We start from the raw sequence: 16,993 nt of genomic DNA, 5'->3' as shown, positions 1-16,993 counted from the left end.
TACTTGACGGGGTTGGTGGGGCGGCCGTACGGTTCGGGAAAGCGCTTTCCCCATGTTTGTCCTGAAGGGATCCTCAATGAGCGTGCGCACCATCGGCGTCGTGATGAACGGCGTCACCGGGCGGATGGGCTACCGTCAGCACCTGGTCCGCTCCGTCCTGGCCATCAACGAGCAGGGCGGGGTCACGCTCTCGGACGGCGGCAGGGTGAAGATCAAGCCAGTACTTGTCGGCAGAAATGCCGATAAATTGGCAGATATCGCGGCGAAGCATGGGATTTCGGATTTCACTACGGAGCTCGACTCCGCCCTCGCCGACGACGACAACCTGATCTACTTCGACGCCCAGGTCACCAGCGCCCGCGTCAAGGCCGTCTTGAAGGCCATCGAGGCGGGTAAGCACATCTACGCCGAGAAACCCACCGCCGAGTCGACGCAGGAGGCGATGGCGCTGGCCGAGGCCGCCACGGCCAAGGGCGTCAAGAACGGCGTCGTACAGGACAAGCTCTTCCTGCCCGGCCTGCTCAAGCTGAAGCGGCTGATCGACGGTGGTTTCTTCGGCCGGATCCTGTCGGTGCGCGGGGAGTTCGGCTACTGGGTGTTCGAGGGCGACTGGCAGGAGGCGCAGCGCCCGTCGTGGAACTACCGGGCCGAGGACGGCGGCGGCATCGTGCTCGACATGTTCCCGCACTGGCACTACGTGATGGAGAACCTGTTCGGCCGCGTCCAGTCCGTCTACGCCCGCGCCGTGACCCACGTCCCCGCCCGGGTGGACGAGCAGGGCAACACGTACCAGGCCACCGCGGACGACGCCGCGTACGGGATCTTCGAGCTCGAAGGCGGCATCGTCGCCCAGATCAACTCCTCCTGGACCGTTCGCGTGAACCGCGACGAGCTGGTCGAGTTCCAGGTGGACGGCACGCACGGCAGCGCCGTGGCCGGCCTGCGCAACTGCCGCGTGCAGCACCGCTCCGCCACCCCCAAGCCCGTCTGGAACCCCGACCTGCCCGCCACCGCCCGCTTCCGCGACGGCTGGCAGGAGGTGCCGGACAACGCCGAGTTCGACAACGGGTTCAAGGTGCAGTGGGAGGCGTTCATCAAGCACGTGCTGGAGGACGCGCCCTTCCCGAACGACTTCGCCTCCGGCGCCCGCGGCGTGCAGCTCGCCGAGCTGGGGCTGCGTTCGTCCGCCGAGGGCCGCAGGATCGAGGTGCCGCAGCTGTGACGACGATCGACCTGCCCGGGATCGGCGCCTACACCCTGCGCGAGCCCGTCACATGGGAGGTTCCCGGCGGGCCGCCCGCCGGCCGCGTCGTGTACGCGGCCGCGCACGTGGTGGCCGACCCGCTCGGCGACAACACGCCCGGCTCCCCCGCCGCCGTCGACTGGGACGCGACCCTGCGCTTCCGCCGCCACCTGTGGACGCACGGCCTGCGCGTCGCGGACGCCATGGACACCGCCCAGCGCAACATGGGCCTGGACTGGGCGGCGACCAAGGAGCTCATCCGGCGCAGCGCCGCCGAGGCCCGCTCGTACGGCGACCCGGCGACGCTGGTCGCCTGCGGCGCGGGCACCGACCACGCGCCCCAGGCCGCCGACCTCAACACGATCACGGCCGCGTACGCCGAGCAGATCGAGACCGTCCAGTCGGCCGGCGCCGGCGTGATCGTCATGGCCTCCCGCCAGCTCGCCAGGGTGGCGGCGGGTCCGCAGGACTACCACCAGGTGTACGGCAAGCTGTTCGGCCTGGCGGACCGGCCGGTGATCCTGCACTGGCTGGGTGAGATGTTCGACCCGCAGCTGGCCGGCTACTGGGGTTCGGGCGACGTGGCGGCGGCCACCGAGTCGTTCCTGGAGCTGATCCACGCGCACGCCGCGATGGTGGACGGCGTGAAGGTGTCGCTGCTGGACGAGGAGCACGAGGTAGGGCTGCGCGCCGCGCTCCCCGAGGGCGTCCGGCTCTACACGGGGGACGACTTCAACTACCCGTCGCTGATCAAGTCGGGCTCGCACGCGCTGCTGGGCATCTTCGACGCCATCGCCCCGGCGGCGACGGCGGCGCTGCAGGCCCTGGACGCGGCCGAGGCGGCGCAGGACGCGGACGAGGCCGCCCGGCAGCTCGCCCGCTACGACGAGATCTTCGCCCCGACCGTCCCCCTGTCCAGGAAGATCTTCGAGACGCCGACGTACAACTACAAGACCGGCATCGTCTTCCTGGCCTGGCTGAACGGCCACCAGGACGCGTTCGCCATGGTGAACGGCGCCCAGTCGGCCCGCTCGCTGCGGCACCTCGCGGAGGTGTTCCGCCTCGCCGACCAGGCCGGGCTCCTGTCCGACCAGGAGCTGGCCGTGGGCCGGATGAAGGCGCTGCTGGCGGTGAACGGCCTGTGAGCCTTGCGCTGAACCAGTGGACGACCCGGCGGTGGTCCGTGGCCGAGGCCGTGGACGGGTGCGTGCGGCACGGCCTGGAGGCGGTCGGGCTGTGGCGGGAGAAGGTCGCCGAGCAGGGCCTCGCGGAGAGCGTGAAGCTGGTGCGCGAGGCCGGCCTGCGGGTGTCCTCGCTGTGCCGGGGCGGCTTCCTCACGGCGGGCGGGCTGCCCGGCGAGGAGGGCCGGCGGGCCTTCGCGCAGGCGCTGGACGACAACCGGCGGGCCATCGACGAGGCGGCCGAGCTGTCGGCGGCCTGCCTGGTGATGGTGGTCGGCGGCCTGCCCGGGGTGAAGCCGGGTGAGGACCTGCCCCCGAGCGGGTTCTCGCGGGACGTGGCCGGGGCGCGCGAGCGCGTGGCGGAGGCGCTGGCCGAGCTGGCGCCGTACGCCGGGGAGCGCGGGGTCAAGCTGGCCCTGGAGCCCCTGCACCCGATCTACTGCCCCGACCGCGCCGTCCTGTCCACCCTGGGCCAGGCGCTGGACCTGAGCCTGGCCCACCCGGAGGAGCAGGTCGGCGTGGTGGTCGACACGTTCCACGTGTGGTGGGACCCGAGGGTGTTCGAGGACATCGCGCGGGCCGGCCGCAGGATCGCCTCCTACCAGGTGTGCGACTACCTGCACCCGCTGCCGCAGGACATCCTGCTCGGGCGGGGCATGATGGGCGACGGCGTGATCGACTTCCGGCCGATCACGCAGGCCGTCCTGGACGCCGGTTACGCGGGCGACGTCGAGGTGGAGATCTTCAACGCCGACGTCTGGGCCGCCGACCCCGACGAGGTGGTGGCGACGATGAAGGCCCGTTACGAGGACGTGGTGCTCCCCGTACGGTGACGTCCGGCGCTACCTCGGCTTGTCCCAGACCAGCAGGTAGCGCCGCAGGAGGAGGCGGCGGAAGCGGCAGCCGGGCAGCAGCCGGCGGGCCGCCCGCCCCACCTCGCCCCACGACATGACGGGGTCCATGGCCGGCACGCCGGGACCGCGCTTGCCGCCGTGGAACAGCTTGAGCACGTGCGAGACCGCCTGGCCCGAGAGCCGGACGATCCCGTCCAGGAGCGTGCGGTCCCTGGCGTTGCCGACGATCACCAGCCGGCCGCCCGGCGCCAGCAGCCCCACCAGCGCGTCCATGGCCTCGCCGAAGTCCGCGTGGTGGACGACCGCGACGGCGGTGACGAGGTCGTACTTGCCCTCGGGGAGCCGGCCGTCGAGGTAGTCGCCTTCCAGGAAGGACACGTTGCCGGGGCGGCGCTCGCGGGCCATGGCGATCGCCTCGGCGGAGCGGTCGACGCCGGTCACGTAGGGGACGCGGGCCGCGAGCTTGCCCGCCAGCAGCCCGTCACCGCATCCGACGTCGAGCGCGTGCGCGCAGTCCTCGGGAACGAGCTTCAGGACGAGCCTCTGGTAATGAACGTTGTGATTCCAGTAGGTCTCGGGCATTTGATCACGATAGCGTCACGGTCCCCGCGGCGCCGTTCACTTCGATCTCCTGCCCCGTCGTGATGCGGTGGGTGGCGTCGGGGACGCCGACGACGGCCGGGATGCCGTACTCCCTGGCCACCACGGCGCCGTGCGACATCGCGCCGCCCATCTCCATCACCAGCCCGCCCGCCGTCAGGAACAGCGGCGTCCAGCCCGGATCGGTCGAGGGGCAGACCAGGATCTCGCCGGGCTCCAGGTGCGCGCCGATGGGGTCGAGCACCACTCTGGCCACGCCCTTGACGGTGCCGGCCGAGGCGGCGGTGCCCGTCAGCGCGCCTTCCACGGCACTGGTCGCGAGCGCCTCGGGCTCGGTGCCGTCGGACAGCAGGATCCTCGGGACGTGCCTGCGGCGCGACTCCCGCTCGTACGTCTCCCGCCGCTCCGCCACGACCGCGCGCAGGTCGCCCCCGTCCAGGGCGGCCCTGGCCTCGTCGAAGCCGAGGAAGTACACGTCCCGCGCCGAGTCCAGGACGCCGAGACCCACCAGGTGCTCCCCCACCGCGAGCATGCTCCGCCGCACCCCGGCGAGGGTCTTGACCAGGTAGAACTTGGGCAGCTCCCGCAGCCCCGCGAACTCCCTGGTCCGCCGGAGCCCGAAACGCACGACCGCGGCCCGCCAGCGGCCCTTGCGGCGGGCCTCGGACGCCACGTGGGCGATGGCGGAGCGCGCCGCCTCGGCCCCCTTGGCGAACAGCGCGGAGGGCACGAGGTCGGCGCCGCCGTCCATGCGCAGGTAGTTGGCCAGCACACCGAGGATGTGCGCGGGCTCCTCCGACCAGCGGGGCACGCCCAGATCGATCTCGGCGACGCCGCGGTGGCCGTACTCGTCCAGGAACGCGGTGATCTCGCGCTGGGCGACCGGCGGGAGCTTCCCGGCCTCGAAGAGGCGGACCAGCTCGGCCACCGGCTCCTTCCTGAACGGCTCCGGCTCGATGCGGGTGGCCAGGTGCCACAGCTCCAGGTCCATCTCCGTGGTCGGGTTGTGCGGGACGCTGCGCAGGACGTCCTGCATGTCGGCGATCGGCACGCCGGAGAGCCTGGAGGCCAGCGCGAACAGGCCGTAGCCGGTGAGCACCATGGGCATGATCGAGAGGATGACCGGGAAGGTGGCGGCGAGCAGGCGTTCGGCGTGGTCCAGGCGCTGGGCGGGGGTGGCCGCCTCGGGGAGCCGCAGCCGCCGGTCCAGCTGCTCGCCGATGCGGGCGGCGTACGCGAGGCCCTCCTTCGGCCGCGTGAGGGCGAGCAGGATCCGGGAGGGCGCGTGGATGCGGCGGGCGAACCTGCGCAGGCCGCGCAGGACCGGGCGGGGTGACGTGTGCACCACCGAGAGCCTCGGGTCCTCCATCAGCCGCTCGAACACGGGGACGGTGCGCGCCTCGCCCAGCGCGAGCATGCGCGGCAGGACCGCGCGGCCGAAGCGGCTGCGTACGGCCGTGGTCAGGTCCAGCCACATGCGCTGGCCCGACACGGTCATGAACGGCGCGCCGTCCCGCGGGTCGGCCGGCCCGTAGCCGGGCAGCCCCGCCGCCCCGGAGGAGATCAGCCGGAACGCCGACAGGCCCATCGGGGTGAGCGGCCCCATGACGCCCTGGACGACGTTGACCGAGAAGTACACCCGCAGGCCCGGCCGGGTCCGCTCGGGCAGCGGGTAGAGGGTGGTGATCGGTCTCGCCTGGGTGAGCCAGAGCCGGCCGTCACCGTCGATGGCCCACTCGGTGTCCTGGGGCGCGCCGTAGTGGTCCTCCACGCGGGCGCCCAGCTCGGCCAGCGCGCGCACCTGGCCGTCAGTCAGGCAGAGTCCGTCGTGCGCGGTCTCGACGCGTTCCGTGCCGCCGCCGGGCACGGAACGGATGGTCAGGCGCTTGTCGCCGGCGTGGCGTTCGAGGATCTCGCCGCCGTGCACGACGAACCGGTCGGGGTTCACGGCGCCGGAGACGACGGCCTCGCCGAGCCCGGGGTTGGCGTCGATGACGGCCTCGCGCCGCCGCCCGGTCACCGGGTTGGCGGTGAACATCACGCCCGCCACCCGCGCGTCCACCATCTCCTGCACGACCACCGCCAGCCGGACGGCGCCGTGGTCGATGCCGTTGGACTCGCGGTAGGCGACCGCGCGGTCGGTCCAGAGCGAGGCCCAGCAGCGGCGCACGGCCTCGACCACCGCCTCGGCGCCGACGACGTTGAGGTAAGTGTCCTGCTGCCCGGCGAAGCTGGCGAACGGCAGGTCCTCGGCCGTGGCGGACGAGCGCACCGCCACGGCCACGTCGTCACCGAGCGCGGCGTAGGACGTCACGATCGTCTCGCGCACGTCCTCCGGCACCGGCGCCTCCAGCAGGTGCCGCCTGGCCCGCTCGGCGAGCCCGTCGCCGCTCGTCTCCAGGCCCTCCGCGACCCGCCGGTACGCCTCCGTGGTGAGCACCCATCCCGGCGGGACGGGAAGGCCGGCCCTGGCCAGCTCGCCGAGGTTCGCGGCCTTGCCGCCCACCTCGGCGAGCATCCCGGCGTCGATCTCGGAGAAGGCCAGTGCCGTCTTCATCATCTGCTCCCCTGCCGTTCAGCTTCCTGACACTCAGTGTGGCTCTTCCGGGAGAGAAATTCAACAGTTGATGAAAAGATCCGCGCCGTCCAGATCCCAGGCGGGATCGACCCCGACGCCCAGCACTCCGAGCGCCGTCGGCCCCACGTCGACCAGCCGCGGCTCGCCGAGCGAGCGGCCGCCCAGGTCCTCCTCCAGCCGGTTCGCGATCACGAACACCGTGCGCTCCTCGTCCGAGATCCCGCCGTGGCCGCCCTCGTCCACGTGCCCGTGGTCGGTCGTGATCAGCACCGTCCATCGCTCGTCGAGGTACGAGGACCGCCCCCGCACAGTGTCGAGCAGCTGCCCCAGGTAGGCGTCCTGGGTCTGGAGCGCGTCGAAGTACTCGGGGCAATGGGGGCCGAGGTCGTGGGCCACCTCGTCGGTGTCGCCCAGATACACGAAGACGGCGTCGGGGTCGGCCGCGGCCAGGTGCCGCTCGGCGGCCTCGGCGACCTGCCTGTCGGCCTCGGCCCAGGAGCCGAACTCGTAGCCGTCCAGGACGAACCGGTGGTCGATGGCCCGGCTGAACGCGCCGTGCTCCTCCAGCGCCCCCCAGGAGAAGAACGCGGCGGTGCTCAACTCCGGCCGGGCATGCTTCGCACGAGTCAAGAAGTCCGGATATTTCGTGAAACGGGGATTGGCGAAGCCGTTGTCCACCACGCCGTGCTTGTCCGGCCAGACTCCGGTGGCGATCGACGACCAGCCGGGACCCGAGTCCGTCCGCGAGGCGATGACGCGCCCGCTCGGCTCCGGAGCCTTGGGGACGACCTGGCCGGGCGACTCCGTACGCGGCGTTCCCGCCTCGCCGTAGGGGAGCTTGCTGGTGCCGTACGCGCCGGAGGACATGAGCGAGCCCAGCACGGGCGCGCCCAGAGCCTGGAGGCGGTCGAACCGCAGGCCGTCCATCCCGACGACCAGCACCTTGTTCCGCTTAGATAGGGGCATCCCCCTATCTAAGCGGCGAAAGGTATCTAAAGGGCGAAACGCCGCACCCAGTCAGCCGCGCCCGGGAGGATCTCCTCGACCGGGGCGACCTGCGGATACCAGGTGCGCTCCCATTCCAGCGACACCCATCCGTCGTAACCGGCCGCGTGCAGCAGCTCGCCCGCCTCCGCCAAGGGCACCGAGCCCGTCCACATGGGCACCGGCGTGGTGTCCTCGGCCGAGACCGCGTCCTTGACCTGGACGTAGGAGAGGTACGGGCCCAGCGCGGCCAGCGTTTCGGCCGGGGGCTCGCCGTGTCGCCACGGGTGCAGCAGGTCCCAGATCGCGCCGGTGGACTCGGGGCAGCCCGCCTCGGCCAGCAGCCCGGCCACGGCGGCGCCGGTGGCCATGTGGTCGTGCGTCTCGACGAGGACGCGGACGCCGAGCGCGGAGGCCGTACCGGAGACCGCCTTGAGCCGGCGGGCGCCGACGGCGGGATCGTCGCCGCCCGGGAACACCCGCACCGCGGGGGCACCCAGGTCGGCGGCGAGCCGGAGGTCGGCGAGGAGCGCCTCGATGGCCAGTTCGTCCGGTCCAGGCGCACAAACCTTGACATATCCGGCGAGTGCGGCGATCTCCAGGCCCGCCCGCTCGACCCGTTCCCGCGCCGAGCGCCGCTCCGCGGCGTCGAGGCCGGCGTGGACCCCGGTGTCCGGGTGCAGGCGCAGCTCGAGGCCCTGGCAGCCGCCTCCGGCCGCGATCCCGATCGCCCTGTCCAGCCCCTCGCCGGGCATCCCCAGGGTGCTGACCGCCAGCTTCACGCCATCCTCCGTACGCTCTCTCGCAGCACGACCTCGCCCGCGACCTGCTCGACCACGACCTCGTCCGTCTCACCCAGCGCGAGCTCCAGCGCCCGCGCGCCCATGTCCGTCAGGGGCAGCCGCACGGTCGTCAGCGCGGGCACGTGGTCCCGCAGCGTCACGATGTCGTCGAACCCGGCCACCGAGACGTCCTCCGGCACCCGGACCCCGCGCTCCCTGTAGGCCGCCAGCGCCCCGACCGCCATCACGTCGTTGACCGCGAACACGCAGGTCGCGTCCTTGACCTGCTGGGCCGCCGCGTAGCCGCCGTCGCGGTCGAACGGCCCGTGGATGACGTGCGGCGCGGGCAGCCCCAGCTCCTCCAGCGCCCCGGCGAACCCGGCGCACCGGTCGGCCGCCGTCACCAGGTGCGGCGGCCCGGCCAGCACCGCGAACCGCGTGTGCCCGAGCCCGGCCAGCGCGCGGGCCAGCTCGGCCGCGCCCGCTCTGTTGGCGGGCGCGACGGTGTCGACGCCGAGGAGGTCCTGGCCCACGCAGGCGGCGCGGCCGCCGCCTGACTGGTAGCGGGCGAGCTCGTCGCGCAGGCGCCCCGTGACGGCGTGGTCGGCGACGCGCGAGCCGACCAGCAGCACCGCCCGCACGCGCTGGGCGTTGAGCGTGGCCACGTAGGCGATCTCCTGCTCGGGGTCGCGATGCGTGGTGCCCACCATGACCAGCAGGCCCTCGGTGGCGGCCGCCCGCATCGCCCCGTCGGCCAGGGCCGCGAAGTAGGGGTCGGTCAGGTCGTGGACGACGATGCCGATGACGTTGCTGGCGCCGCGGGCGAGCGTCTGGGCGGCGATGTTGGCGCGGTAGCCCAGCTCGTCCGCGGCCTGCTCGACGCGCGCCCGCAGAGTCGCGCCCACCTGGCGGGTGCTGCCGTTGAGCACCCGCGAGGCTGTCGCGAGCGAGACGCCCGCCTGCTTGGCGACATCCTCAAGCGTGACCACGAGACCTCCCCGGAAAGCGGTTTCCAAGTCTGCCAGATCAGCACCTGGATCCGCATCCTCGCACGTCTCAGGCCCAGGGGAACAGGATGTCCAGAAGTCCCTTGCTCTCCTTGGTGGGCGTGGGCGCGGGCGCCTGGGTCTGCGGCGGCGCCTGCGTGGAGGGAGCCTGGGTGGACTTCGACTCCGGCGCCTTGGTCGAGACCGTGTTGTCCCTGCTGTCCGTGTCGTTCGTCGTGCTCGTGCGGTCGTCGTCGTCGTTCGTCTGGTTCTGCGGGGCGCGGGTGGGCCTGGTGCTCGCCTTCGCCGTCGGCTGGCCGATGCGCGTGTTCGTCGGACGGGCCGAGGGCTCGCGCGTGGGCCGGGCCGCCCGCGTGGGCGCGGTCGTCGGGGTATCGGACTCGGACTCGGACGGCTCCGGGGTGTCCGTATCCTCGGTCTCGGGAGTCTCCTCCTCCGAGGTGGTGTCCTCGGGGGCCGCGCTCTCCGAGGGGCGCGTCACCTCGCCCGCGCTGGCGCACTGACCGCCCTTGCAGGGGTCGTCGGAGGAGTTGCCCGTGAGCATGAAGCCGGCGCCCACGCCGACCAGCACCACCGCGGCCGCGACCACCAGCAGCTTCCTGGTGCGCCGGCGCACCTCGCCGCCGTCGTCACCGTTGCCGCCGCCGGAACGGCCGCCCGAGCGCCTGTCCTGCGGGCGCTTGTCGTCCGAGTCCTCCGTCCAGCCCGAGCCAAGGAAGCCGCGCTTGGGCTTGTCGTCGTCGTGGTCGTCGTCGATCCCGGCGTCGTAGCTGCGGTCGAGCGGGAGGTACGGGTTGTCGTCGTCGATGCGGTGGGAGCCGCTGGGTCCGCCCAGGTCGTCGGCGTCCAGGACGTGATGGGGACCGCTGGCCCCGCCGTACACGTCGCGGTGGCCCACGTCGAGCGGGTCGCCGGCCGCATACACGTCGCGCTTGCTGCCGTCCAGCGGGTCGCCGGCCACGTACATGTCGCGCTGGCCCCCCACGTCGAGCGGGTCGCCGTACACGTCGCGCTGGCCCGCGTCGAGCGGGTCGCTCTGACCGCCGAGGACATCGTGCGGGCCGTCGTCGAGCAGGTCACGGCCCCCGATGAGCTGGGGCTCGCTCTTGTCGAGGGGGAGGATGTAGGTCTCGTTGCCGACGACCTGGATGGCGGGCTGCTCGTCGGTGTCATCGGTGCTCCACCGTGGGGAAAGCACGTCGCCCGTCAGATCCGGGTTTAACGACCTCCCCTGCCCATCCTCATAAGGCCTGTCGTTCTCGTCGCGCGCCACGATGAACCTCTCTAGTACGAATTCGGACCGCGCCCTTCTTAACAGACCCGACCATCACTTGTCCGGAAATTTCACATGTTTCCCTAAAAACACTCTCTGTAACATTCGTCACTCTAAGAGATCGAAGGCACGCTGTTGGTGAGCCGATCGGCCCTCCAGAACCCCCTTTGACCACGGAGTTCACCCGCGCGGGCACGCTCCGGCGTCACGGGGCACGGCAGGCGAAAGGCCGCCCGGACCGGGTCCGGGCGGCCTGTCAAGAGCACAGTCAGGAGTCACAGGCAGGGGTTGGTGTCGGAGTCGACGACCTTGTCCTTGAGCGAGTCGGGGATCGCCGACACGACGCGCACGCCGGGCCAGTCCGCCCCGATGACGACCTGGATGATCGGCCCGCCGGGGACCTCGACGCCGGCCTTGGACTTGTACGGCTGCGTGGTGATCGGCTTGACCTTGCCGGCCACGGGCGTCTTCTTCTCCTTCGACAGCCGCGAGGCCACCGCGTCCCCGTAGGCGGGCCCGTCGGCGTCGTCCTTCTTGGCGTACCGGAGTGCGGTCTTCGGGGTGGCGGCGACGTTGCCGACCTCCGTGATCACGAACCCCTGGGCGGCCAGCTCGTCGGCCACCTTGAGCGCCTTGCCCTGCTCCCCCGTGCCGTTGAGCACCTGGACGCGCACCTGCTTGTTCTCGATCTTGGGCCCGGCTGACTTGCCCGGTGTGGGAGCCGCGGTGACCTCGACGTCGTTGCGCACGCTCTCGAAGAAGTCGCGCGCGGACGGCTGGCTGAACTGGACCCGGTTCTTGTCCGCCGGGTAGGGCTCGGTGGGCACCGTGATGCCCTTGAGCTCCTTGGCCGTCAGGCCCTTGACGCTGAGGGCGATGTCCACCATGCGGTCGAGGGTGAGCTGATCGTCCAGGGTGACGGCCTTGGTGGCGGCCAGCAGGAACGAGTTCAGCTTGACCGGGTCGGTGAGCAGGCCGCCGTCGGTGACCGCCTGCAGCACCTTGGTGAGGAAGACCTGCTGGCGCTGGATCCTGCTCAGGTCGCTGCCGTCGCCCAGCGAGTACCGGGCGCGCACGTACCCCAGCGCCTGCTCGCCGCTGACCACGTGCCGGCCCGCGCTGAGCACCAGCTTCGCCTTGGGGTCGTTGACGGCCTTGGGCAGGCAGATCTCGATGCCGCCGATGGCGTCGATGATGCCCTTGAAGCCGGTGAAGTCGACCTTCACGAAGTGGTCGATCCTGATGTTGGTGAGCGACTCGAGGGTCTTGATCGTGCAGTTGATGCCGCCGTCGTTGAAGGCGGCGTTGATCTGGCGCAGGCCGCCGGGGATCAGGGCGCCGGTACGGCTCTTGCACTCCGGGATCAGGACCATGGAGTCACGCGGAAAGCTGATCATGGTGGCCTTGTCCCGGTTCGGGGAGATGTGCAGCAGCATGATCGTGTCGGTGCGCTCGCCGATCTCCTTGAGGTGGGGGCCGTACTTCTTGTTGTCGCCCTCACGGGAGTCGGAGCCGACGAGCAGGACGTTGAGCGCGCCGGTGTCCGGCGGGCGGCTCTCGCCGACGGCGATGGGCTCGCGGGGGATCTCGCTCTCGATGTGCCGGTAGTACGCGTACGCCCCGACCGAGACGACCACCAGCACCAGCGTCATCCCGATGCCGATCCACCCCAGGACCGAGACCCGCCATCGCGGGCCGGGCTCGCGCCGCCTCCTGCGCCGCGGCGGAGCATCCCCCACGTGTTCCGGACTCTGCCTCACGCGCCCCCCTTCACCCACCCCACAAGAGAAACGCGTACCGCCAGGTGGCGGCGCGTAGCTCACCGAGTTACCGATGATTCCAGGACTGTCGCGCCTTGCAGATAAAAGTGGCAATCCTCGGGGCTGCCACTGTTGCGTGCCGGGCGAGGAGCTCCATCCGAAGCACGGGAATCCGGGGCGTCACCACGCAGAGTGACGCCATGATGACATTCATGCTGTTGACCGAGATGGCGCCCCCTCCAGGCGCCCAGGAACTGGCCGGGCTGCGGGCCAGAGCCAGAACCGCCCGCCGCCGGGCCTTCGTCGCGCTCTCCGCCTCGATCGCGCTGCTGGCCACCGCCCAGCTGCTCGCCGACCGGGCGCAGACGAGGGAGCAGACGCTGCCGCTGGCCGTGTTGTCGCTGGCGGTCTTCGCGGCCGCGGTGCCCGCGCAGGCGATCACCCAGTACGTCTGGGGCACCCACGCCCGGCACGTCCACCGCAAGGAGCGCGAGCTGTACGCCGCCCCCCGCACCGGACGCGTGCGCCCCCTCAGCAGACTGGCCGTGGCCTGCTGCTGGGCGGTGACGCTGCTGCTCGGCTGGACGGCGCCGCGCCTGTTCCGGGAGGCCGCCCTGTACGGCTTCGCCGACTCCCTGGGCCGGGCCACCGAGGCGCTGGCGCTGATGAGTCTCGCGACGGGGGTGTTGTTCGTCCTCTGGTGGGCAGGCGACGCGTTGGGGACACTGGCGCGCGCCGTGCGGTCGGGCGGGTCACCTGGCGATCCGTGGGACCCCGGCCGAGGCGCGCGCCGGCGAGAGGGCGCGGCGCTCTGGACGGGCGCGGCCATGGCGGTCGCGGCCCTGGTCGGGGCCCGCGCCCATCTCTGGGAGCCGGCCACGGCGGTCGTTTACACATTGCTGACCGCCGCCCTCGTCTGCGGAGTAGTTACTGACGAGTAGCATAGGCACGGAACCCTATCAACGAGGAGCGAATCCGTGCCTTCCTCTCGTGACGTCGTGTTCGTCGACGGCGTGCGCACGCCTTTCGGCAGGTCAGGACCGAAAGGGCTGTACGCGGAGACCCGCGCCGACGACCTGGTCGTCCGCGTCATCCGCGAGCTCGTCCGGCGCAATCCCAACCTGCCCCCCGAGCGAGTGGACGAGGTCGCCATCGCCGCGACCACGCAGATCGGCGACCAGGGCCTGACCATCGGCCGGGCGGCGGCGGTGCTGGCCGGGCTGCCCAAGAGCGTGCCCGGCTACGCCATCGACCGGATGTGCGCGGGCGCGATGACCGCGGTCACCACGGTCGCGGGCGGCATCGCGTTCGGCGCGTACGACGTGGCCATCGCCGGCGGCGTCGAACACATGGGCCGCCACCCGATGGGCGAGGGCGTCGATCCCAACCCGCGCTTCCTGTCGGAGAAGCTGGTCGACCCGAGCGCGCTGGTCATGGGCATGACGGCGGAGAACCTGCACGACCGCTACCCGCACATCACCAAGGGCCGTGCGGACGCGTACGCGGTGCTGTCGCAAGAGCGGGCGGCCAAGGCGTACGCCGACGGCCGGATCCAGCCCGACCTGGTCCCGACCGCGATCAGGACGGCCGAGAAGGGCTGGGGCCTGGCGGTCGAGGACGAGGCGCCGCGGCCCGGCACCACGGTGGAAGGGCTGAGCACGCTCAAGACGCCCTTCCGGCCGCACGGCAACATCACGGCGGGCAACTCCTCCGGCATCAACGACGGCGCCACCGGGTGCGTCGTGGCCGCCAAGGAGGTCGCGGACGAGCTGGGGCTGGGCGCGAAGATGCGGCTCGTCTCCTACGCGTTCGCGGGCGTGGACCCCGAGGTCATGGGCGTCGGACCGATCCCGTCCACGGAGCGGGCGCTCCGGCTGGCCGGCCTGGACATCTCCGACATCGGGCTGTTCGAGATCAACGAGGCGTTCGCCGTCCAGGTGCTGGCGTTCCTCGACCACTTCGGGATCGCCGACGACGATCCCCGCGTGAACCAGTACGGCGGCGCGATCGCCTACGGGCACCCGCTCGCCTCCTCCGGCGTGCGGCTGATGACGCAGCTCGCGCGGCAGTTCGGCGAGCGTCCCGACGTGCGGTACGGCATCACCACCATGTGCGTCGGCATGGGTATGGGCGGCACTGTGATCTGGGAGAACCTCGCATGACCAACGTCGAGAACTGGCGCGCGCTGCTGGGCGGGCGCAACACCGACGAAGTCGTCACCAAGGCGCTCGTGCGCGACGTCCAGCTCCCCTACGGCGCCGGCACGATGGCGCTGATCACGCTGGACAACGGCTTCGACCACACCAAGCCCAACACGTTCGGCCCGAACGGCCTGTTCGCGCTCAACGGCGCGCTGTCGGAGATCGCCGAGCGCACCGACCTGGCCGCGGTGGGCGTGACGGGCAAGCCGTTCATCTTCGCCGTCGGCGCCGACCTCAAGGGCGCGGCCGCGCTGTCCACGCGCGAGGAGGCCCTGGCCATCGGCGCGCTGGGCCACCACGTGTTCCGCAGGCTGGGCGAGCTGGCGATCCCGTCGTTCGCGTTCGTGAACGGCGCCGCGATGGGCGGCGGGCTCGAGGTGGCGCTGCACTGCACGTACCGGACCATCTCCTCCGGCGTGCCCGCGGTGGCGCTGCCGGAGTGCTTCCTCGGCCTGGTGCCGGGCTGGGGCGGCACGCAGCTCCTGCCCCGCCTGATCGGCCCGGCGAAGGCGATCAAGCTCGTCATCGAGAACCCGCTCTCGCAGAACCGCATGGTCAAGGGCAAGGAGGCGTACGAGCTGGGCGTCGCGGACGCGATGTTCGAGCCCGCCGACTTCCTGGAGGAGTCGCTGCGCTGGGCCGCCCGCGTGGTCAAGGGCGACCTGGCCGTGGAGCGGCCGGCACACGACGAGGACTGGGACAAGACGGTCGCCGACGCGCGCTTCCTGGTGGACATGAAGCTGCGCGGCGCCTCGCCCGCCCCCTACCGCGCGCTCGACCTGATCGCCCAGGCCCGCACGGCCTCCCGCGACGAGGGCTTCGCCGCCGAGGACGAGGCGCTGGCCGACCTGCTGATGGGTGACGAGCTGCGGGCCGGGCTCTACTCGTTCGACCTGGTGCAGCGCCGTGCCAAGCGGCCCGCGGGCGCGCCCGACCGGTCGCTGGCCCGCAAGGTCACCAAGGTCGGCGTGGTGGGCGCGGGGCTGATGGCCTCGCAGATGGCGCTGCTGTTCGCGCGCCGCCTGGAGGTGCCGGTCGTGCTGACCGACCTCGACCAGGCCCGGCTCGACAAGGGCGTCGGGTACGTGCACGCCGAGGTCGACAAGCTCCTGGGCAAGGGCCGCGTCTCGGCCGACCAGGCCAACCGGCTCAAGGCCCTGGTGACCGGGTCGCTGACGAAGGACGCCTTCGCCGACGCCGACTTCGTGATCGAGGCCGTGTTCGAGGACATGGCGGTCAAGAAGCAGGTGTTCGCCGAGGTGGAGGCCGTGGTCTCGGCCGAGTGCGTGCTGGCCACGAACACCTCCTCGCTCTCCCTCACCGAGATGGGCGCCGGGCTGGCGCACCCCGAGCGGCTGGTCGGGTTCCACTTCTTCAACCCGGTCGCCGTCATGCCGCTGCTGGAGATCATCCGCGGCGCCGTGACGGACGACGCCACGCTGGCCACGGCGTTCGCGGTGGGCAAGTCGCTGAAGAAGTCGTCGGTGCTGGTCAAGGACGCCCCGGCGTTCGTGGTCAACCGGCTGCTGACCTGCTTCATGGGCGAGGTCGTGACGGCCGTGGACGAGGGCACGCCGCTGGAGGTGGCCGAGCACGCTCTGGACGGGCTCGGGCTGCCGATGTCGCCGTTCGCGCTGCTGCAGCTCGTCGGCCCGGCCGTCGGCCTGCACGTCGCCGAGACGCTGCACGAGGCCTTCCCCGACCGGTTCGGCGTCTCGGAGAACATGGCCAAGCTGGTCGCCGCGGGCAAGCCGGGCGTCTACCGGCCCGACTTCACGCTCGACCCGGAGGCGGTCGCCCTCTTCTCGGGCGGCACGTCACCGTCCACCGCCGAGCAGGTGCGCGAGCGTGTCCTGGCGGCGCTGGCCAGGGAGGTCCGCATCATGCTGGACGAGGGCGTGGTCGCCGCGCCGCAGGACATCGACCTGTGCATGATCCTCGGGGCCGGCTGGCCGTTCCACCTGGGCGGGATCACCCCGTACCTGGACAGGACGGGCATCGCCCGGCCTCGGTTCCTGTCGCCCGGCGTGGCCTCGCTGCCCGCCTGAACGCTTTGAAGGAGGCCCGCCCCGGCGGGCCTCCCTGATCCTCACCGGCCTCCGTCGTAGCGTTGAGTACCGTTCTACGAACGGAGAGTAGTCATGATGAGAGCATTCGGCGCCATCGCGCTCTGCGGAGCCTTCATGGTGGGCGCGTCGTCGCCCGCGGTGGCCGCACCCCACCCGAAGGCGCAGCTCAAGATCGTCGACGCCGTCAAGGACGGCGTGACGAAGACGGTCTGGCTCAACTGCGGCCCCGCGGGAGGGGCCCACCCCAACGCGCGCGCGGCCTGCCGGCTGCTGGAGAAGGTCGACGGGCACCCCGAGCGGCTCAACGTCACACCGGACGCCATCTGCACGAAGGAGCTGCAGCCGCACGTCGTCGTGGTGGCCGGCCAGTGGCAGGGCACGACGGTGCAGTGGGCCAAGGTCTTCGGCAACGGCTGCACGGCGAAGGCCGCGCTGGGAGCCGTCGTGTCGTTCTGACCGGC

General features: G+C 71.7%; 14 protein-coding genes. 7 read left to right on the top strand and 7 right to left on the bottom strand.

Translation table 11 applies throughout. The features are described from left to right. The first annotated feature begins 76 nt into the window (after positions 1–76). Genes ABZX61_RS14105 through ABZX61_RS14095 form a run of 3 tightly spaced genes read left to right on the top strand, consistent with a single transcriptional unit; the run spans position 77 to position 3,257 of the window. The gene (locus ABZX61_RS14105) at positions 77–1,222 is read left to right on the top strand and encodes a Gfo/Idh/MocA family oxidoreductase (protein WP_192786504.1); all 1,146 of its coding nucleotides are present in this window, start codon (positions 77–79) and stop codon (positions 1,220–1,222) included. A gap of 35 nt (positions 1,223–1,257) precedes the next feature. Next, positions 1,258–2,388, top strand: coding sequence for a dihydrodipicolinate synthase family protein (locus ABZX61_RS14100; RefSeq protein WP_355195176.1), 1,131 nt, complete (start codon positions 1,258–1,260; stop codon positions 2,386–2,388). Further along, on the top strand, positions 2,385–3,257 hold the full coding sequence (locus tag ABZX61_RS14095) for a sugar phosphate isomerase/epimerase (RefSeq protein ID WP_355194483.1): 873 nt from the start codon (positions 2,385–2,387) through the stop codon (positions 3,255–3,257). The genes ABZX61_RS14100 and ABZX61_RS14095 overlap by 4 nt, the downstream gene beginning before the upstream one ends. A gap of 9 nt (positions 3,258–3,266) precedes the next feature. Here the strand turns inward: ABZX61_RS14095 and ABZX61_RS14090 are convergent, their stop codons facing one another. The 7 genes from ABZX61_RS14090 to ABZX61_RS14060 form a co-directional block, all read right to left on the bottom strand. Beyond that, complete coding sequence (locus ABZX61_RS14090) at positions 3,267–3,860, bottom strand: class I SAM-dependent methyltransferase (RefSeq protein WP_355194481.1); 594 nt, start codon at positions 3,858–3,860, stop codon at positions 3,267–3,269. A gap of 4 nt (positions 3,861–3,864) precedes the next feature. After that, a complete protein-coding gene (locus ABZX61_RS14085) occupies positions 3,865–6,438 on the bottom strand; it encodes a PEP/pyruvate-binding domain-containing protein (RefSeq protein WP_355194479.1) in 2,574 nt (857 codons plus the stop codon). Between the two features lie 57 nt (positions 6,439–6,495). Then, positions 6,496–7,422, bottom strand: coding sequence for an alkaline phosphatase family protein (locus ABZX61_RS14080; RefSeq protein ID WP_355194477.1), 927 nt, complete (start codon positions 7,420–7,422; stop codon positions 6,496–6,498). 26 nt (positions 7,423–7,448) lie between these two features. Then, complete coding sequence (locus ABZX61_RS14075; protein WP_355194475.1) at positions 7,449–8,222, bottom strand: sugar phosphate isomerase/epimerase; 774 nt, start codon at positions 8,220–8,222, stop codon at positions 7,449–7,451. Beyond that, complete coding sequence (locus ABZX61_RS14070; protein ID WP_350722770.1) at positions 8,219–9,211, bottom strand: LacI family DNA-binding transcriptional regulator; 993 nt, start codon at positions 9,209–9,211, stop codon at positions 8,219–8,221. The genes ABZX61_RS14075 and ABZX61_RS14070 overlap by 4 nt, the downstream gene beginning before the upstream one ends. A gap of 67 nt (positions 9,212–9,278) precedes the next feature. Beyond that, the gene (locus tag ABZX61_RS14065; protein WP_355194472.1) at positions 9,279–10,427 is read right to left on the bottom strand and encodes a hypothetical protein; all 1,149 of its coding nucleotides are present in this window, start codon (positions 10,425–10,427) and stop codon (positions 9,279–9,281) included. 350 nt (positions 10,428–10,777) lie between these two features. After that, positions 10,778–12,262, bottom strand: a complete 1,485-nt coding sequence (locus tag ABZX61_RS14060; RefSeq protein ID WP_355194470.1) for an LCP family protein — start codon at positions 12,260–12,262, stop codon at positions 10,778–10,780. Between the two features lie 212 nt (positions 12,263–12,474). Between ABZX61_RS14060 and ABZX61_RS14055 the strand changes: the two genes are divergently transcribed. The 4 genes from ABZX61_RS14055 to ABZX61_RS14040 all read left to right on the top strand — a co-directional run bounded on the left by ABZX61_RS14055 (position 12,475) and on the right by ABZX61_RS14040 (position 16,988). Beyond that, positions 12,475–13,203 (top strand): hypothetical protein, encoded by a 729-nt coding sequence (locus ABZX61_RS14055; protein WP_355194468.1) that lies wholly within the window; start codon positions 12,475–12,477, stop codon positions 13,201–13,203. 36 nt (positions 13,204–13,239) lie between these two features. Continuing rightward, positions 13,240–14,424: a thiolase family protein gene (locus ABZX61_RS14050; RefSeq protein ID WP_355194466.1), complete on the top strand. Its 1,185-nt coding sequence runs from the start codon at positions 13,240–13,242 to the stop codon at positions 14,422–14,424. Continuing rightward, positions 14,421–16,511 carry a 3-hydroxyacyl-CoA dehydrogenase NAD-binding domain-containing protein gene (locus ABZX61_RS14045; protein ID WP_355194464.1) on the top strand — a complete coding sequence of 697 codons (2,091 nt, stop codon included), beginning with the start codon at positions 14,421–14,423 and terminating at the stop codon, positions 16,509–16,511. The genes ABZX61_RS14050 and ABZX61_RS14045 overlap by 4 nt, the downstream gene beginning before the upstream one ends. Positions 16,512–16,604: 93 nt before the next feature. Next, positions 16,605–16,988 carry an SSI family serine proteinase inhibitor gene (locus ABZX61_RS14040; RefSeq protein ID WP_355194462.1) on the top strand — a complete coding sequence of 128 codons (384 nt, stop codon included), beginning with the start codon at positions 16,605–16,607 and terminating at the stop codon, positions 16,986–16,988. Positions 16,989–16,993 lie beyond the last annotated feature (5 nt).

This window comes from Nonomuraea sp. NPDC003709, from assembly GCF_040610775.1.
Classification (GTDB): Bacteria; Actinomycetota; Actinomycetes; order Streptosporangiales; family Streptosporangiaceae; genus Nonomuraea; species Nonomuraea angiospora_A.
This window is presented reverse-complemented; position numbering and strand designations above follow the sequence as displayed.

Bases quoted from the DNA above. Each gene is read 5' to 3' on its own strand.
- ABZX61_RS14055 (WP_355194468.1), top strand. From the start codon at position 12,475: ATGCTGTTGACCGAGATGGCGCCCCCTCCAGGCGCCCAGGAACTGGCC.
- ABZX61_RS14085 (WP_355194479.1), bottom strand. From the start codon at position 6,438: ATGATGAAGACGGCACTGGCCTTCTCCGAGATCGACGCCGGGATGCTC.
- ABZX61_RS14045 (WP_355194464.1), top strand. From the start codon at position 14,421: ATGACCAACGTCGAGAACTGGCGCGCGCTGCTGGGCGGGCGCAACACC.
- ABZX61_RS14040 (WP_355194462.1), top strand. From the start codon at position 16,605: ATGATGAGAGCATTCGGCGCCATCGCGCTCTGCGGAGCCTTCATGGTG.
- ABZX61_RS14105 (WP_192786504.1), top strand. From the start codon at position 77: ATGAGCGTGCGCACCATCGGCGTCGTGATGAACGGCGTCACCGGGCGG.
- ABZX61_RS14080 (WP_355194477.1), bottom strand. From the start codon at position 7,422: ATGCCCCTATCTAAGCGGAACAAGGTGCTGGTCGTCGGGATGGACGGC.
- ABZX61_RS14090 (WP_355194481.1), bottom strand. From the start codon at position 3,860: ATGCCCGAGACCTACTGGAATCACAACGTTCATTACCAGAGGCTCGTC.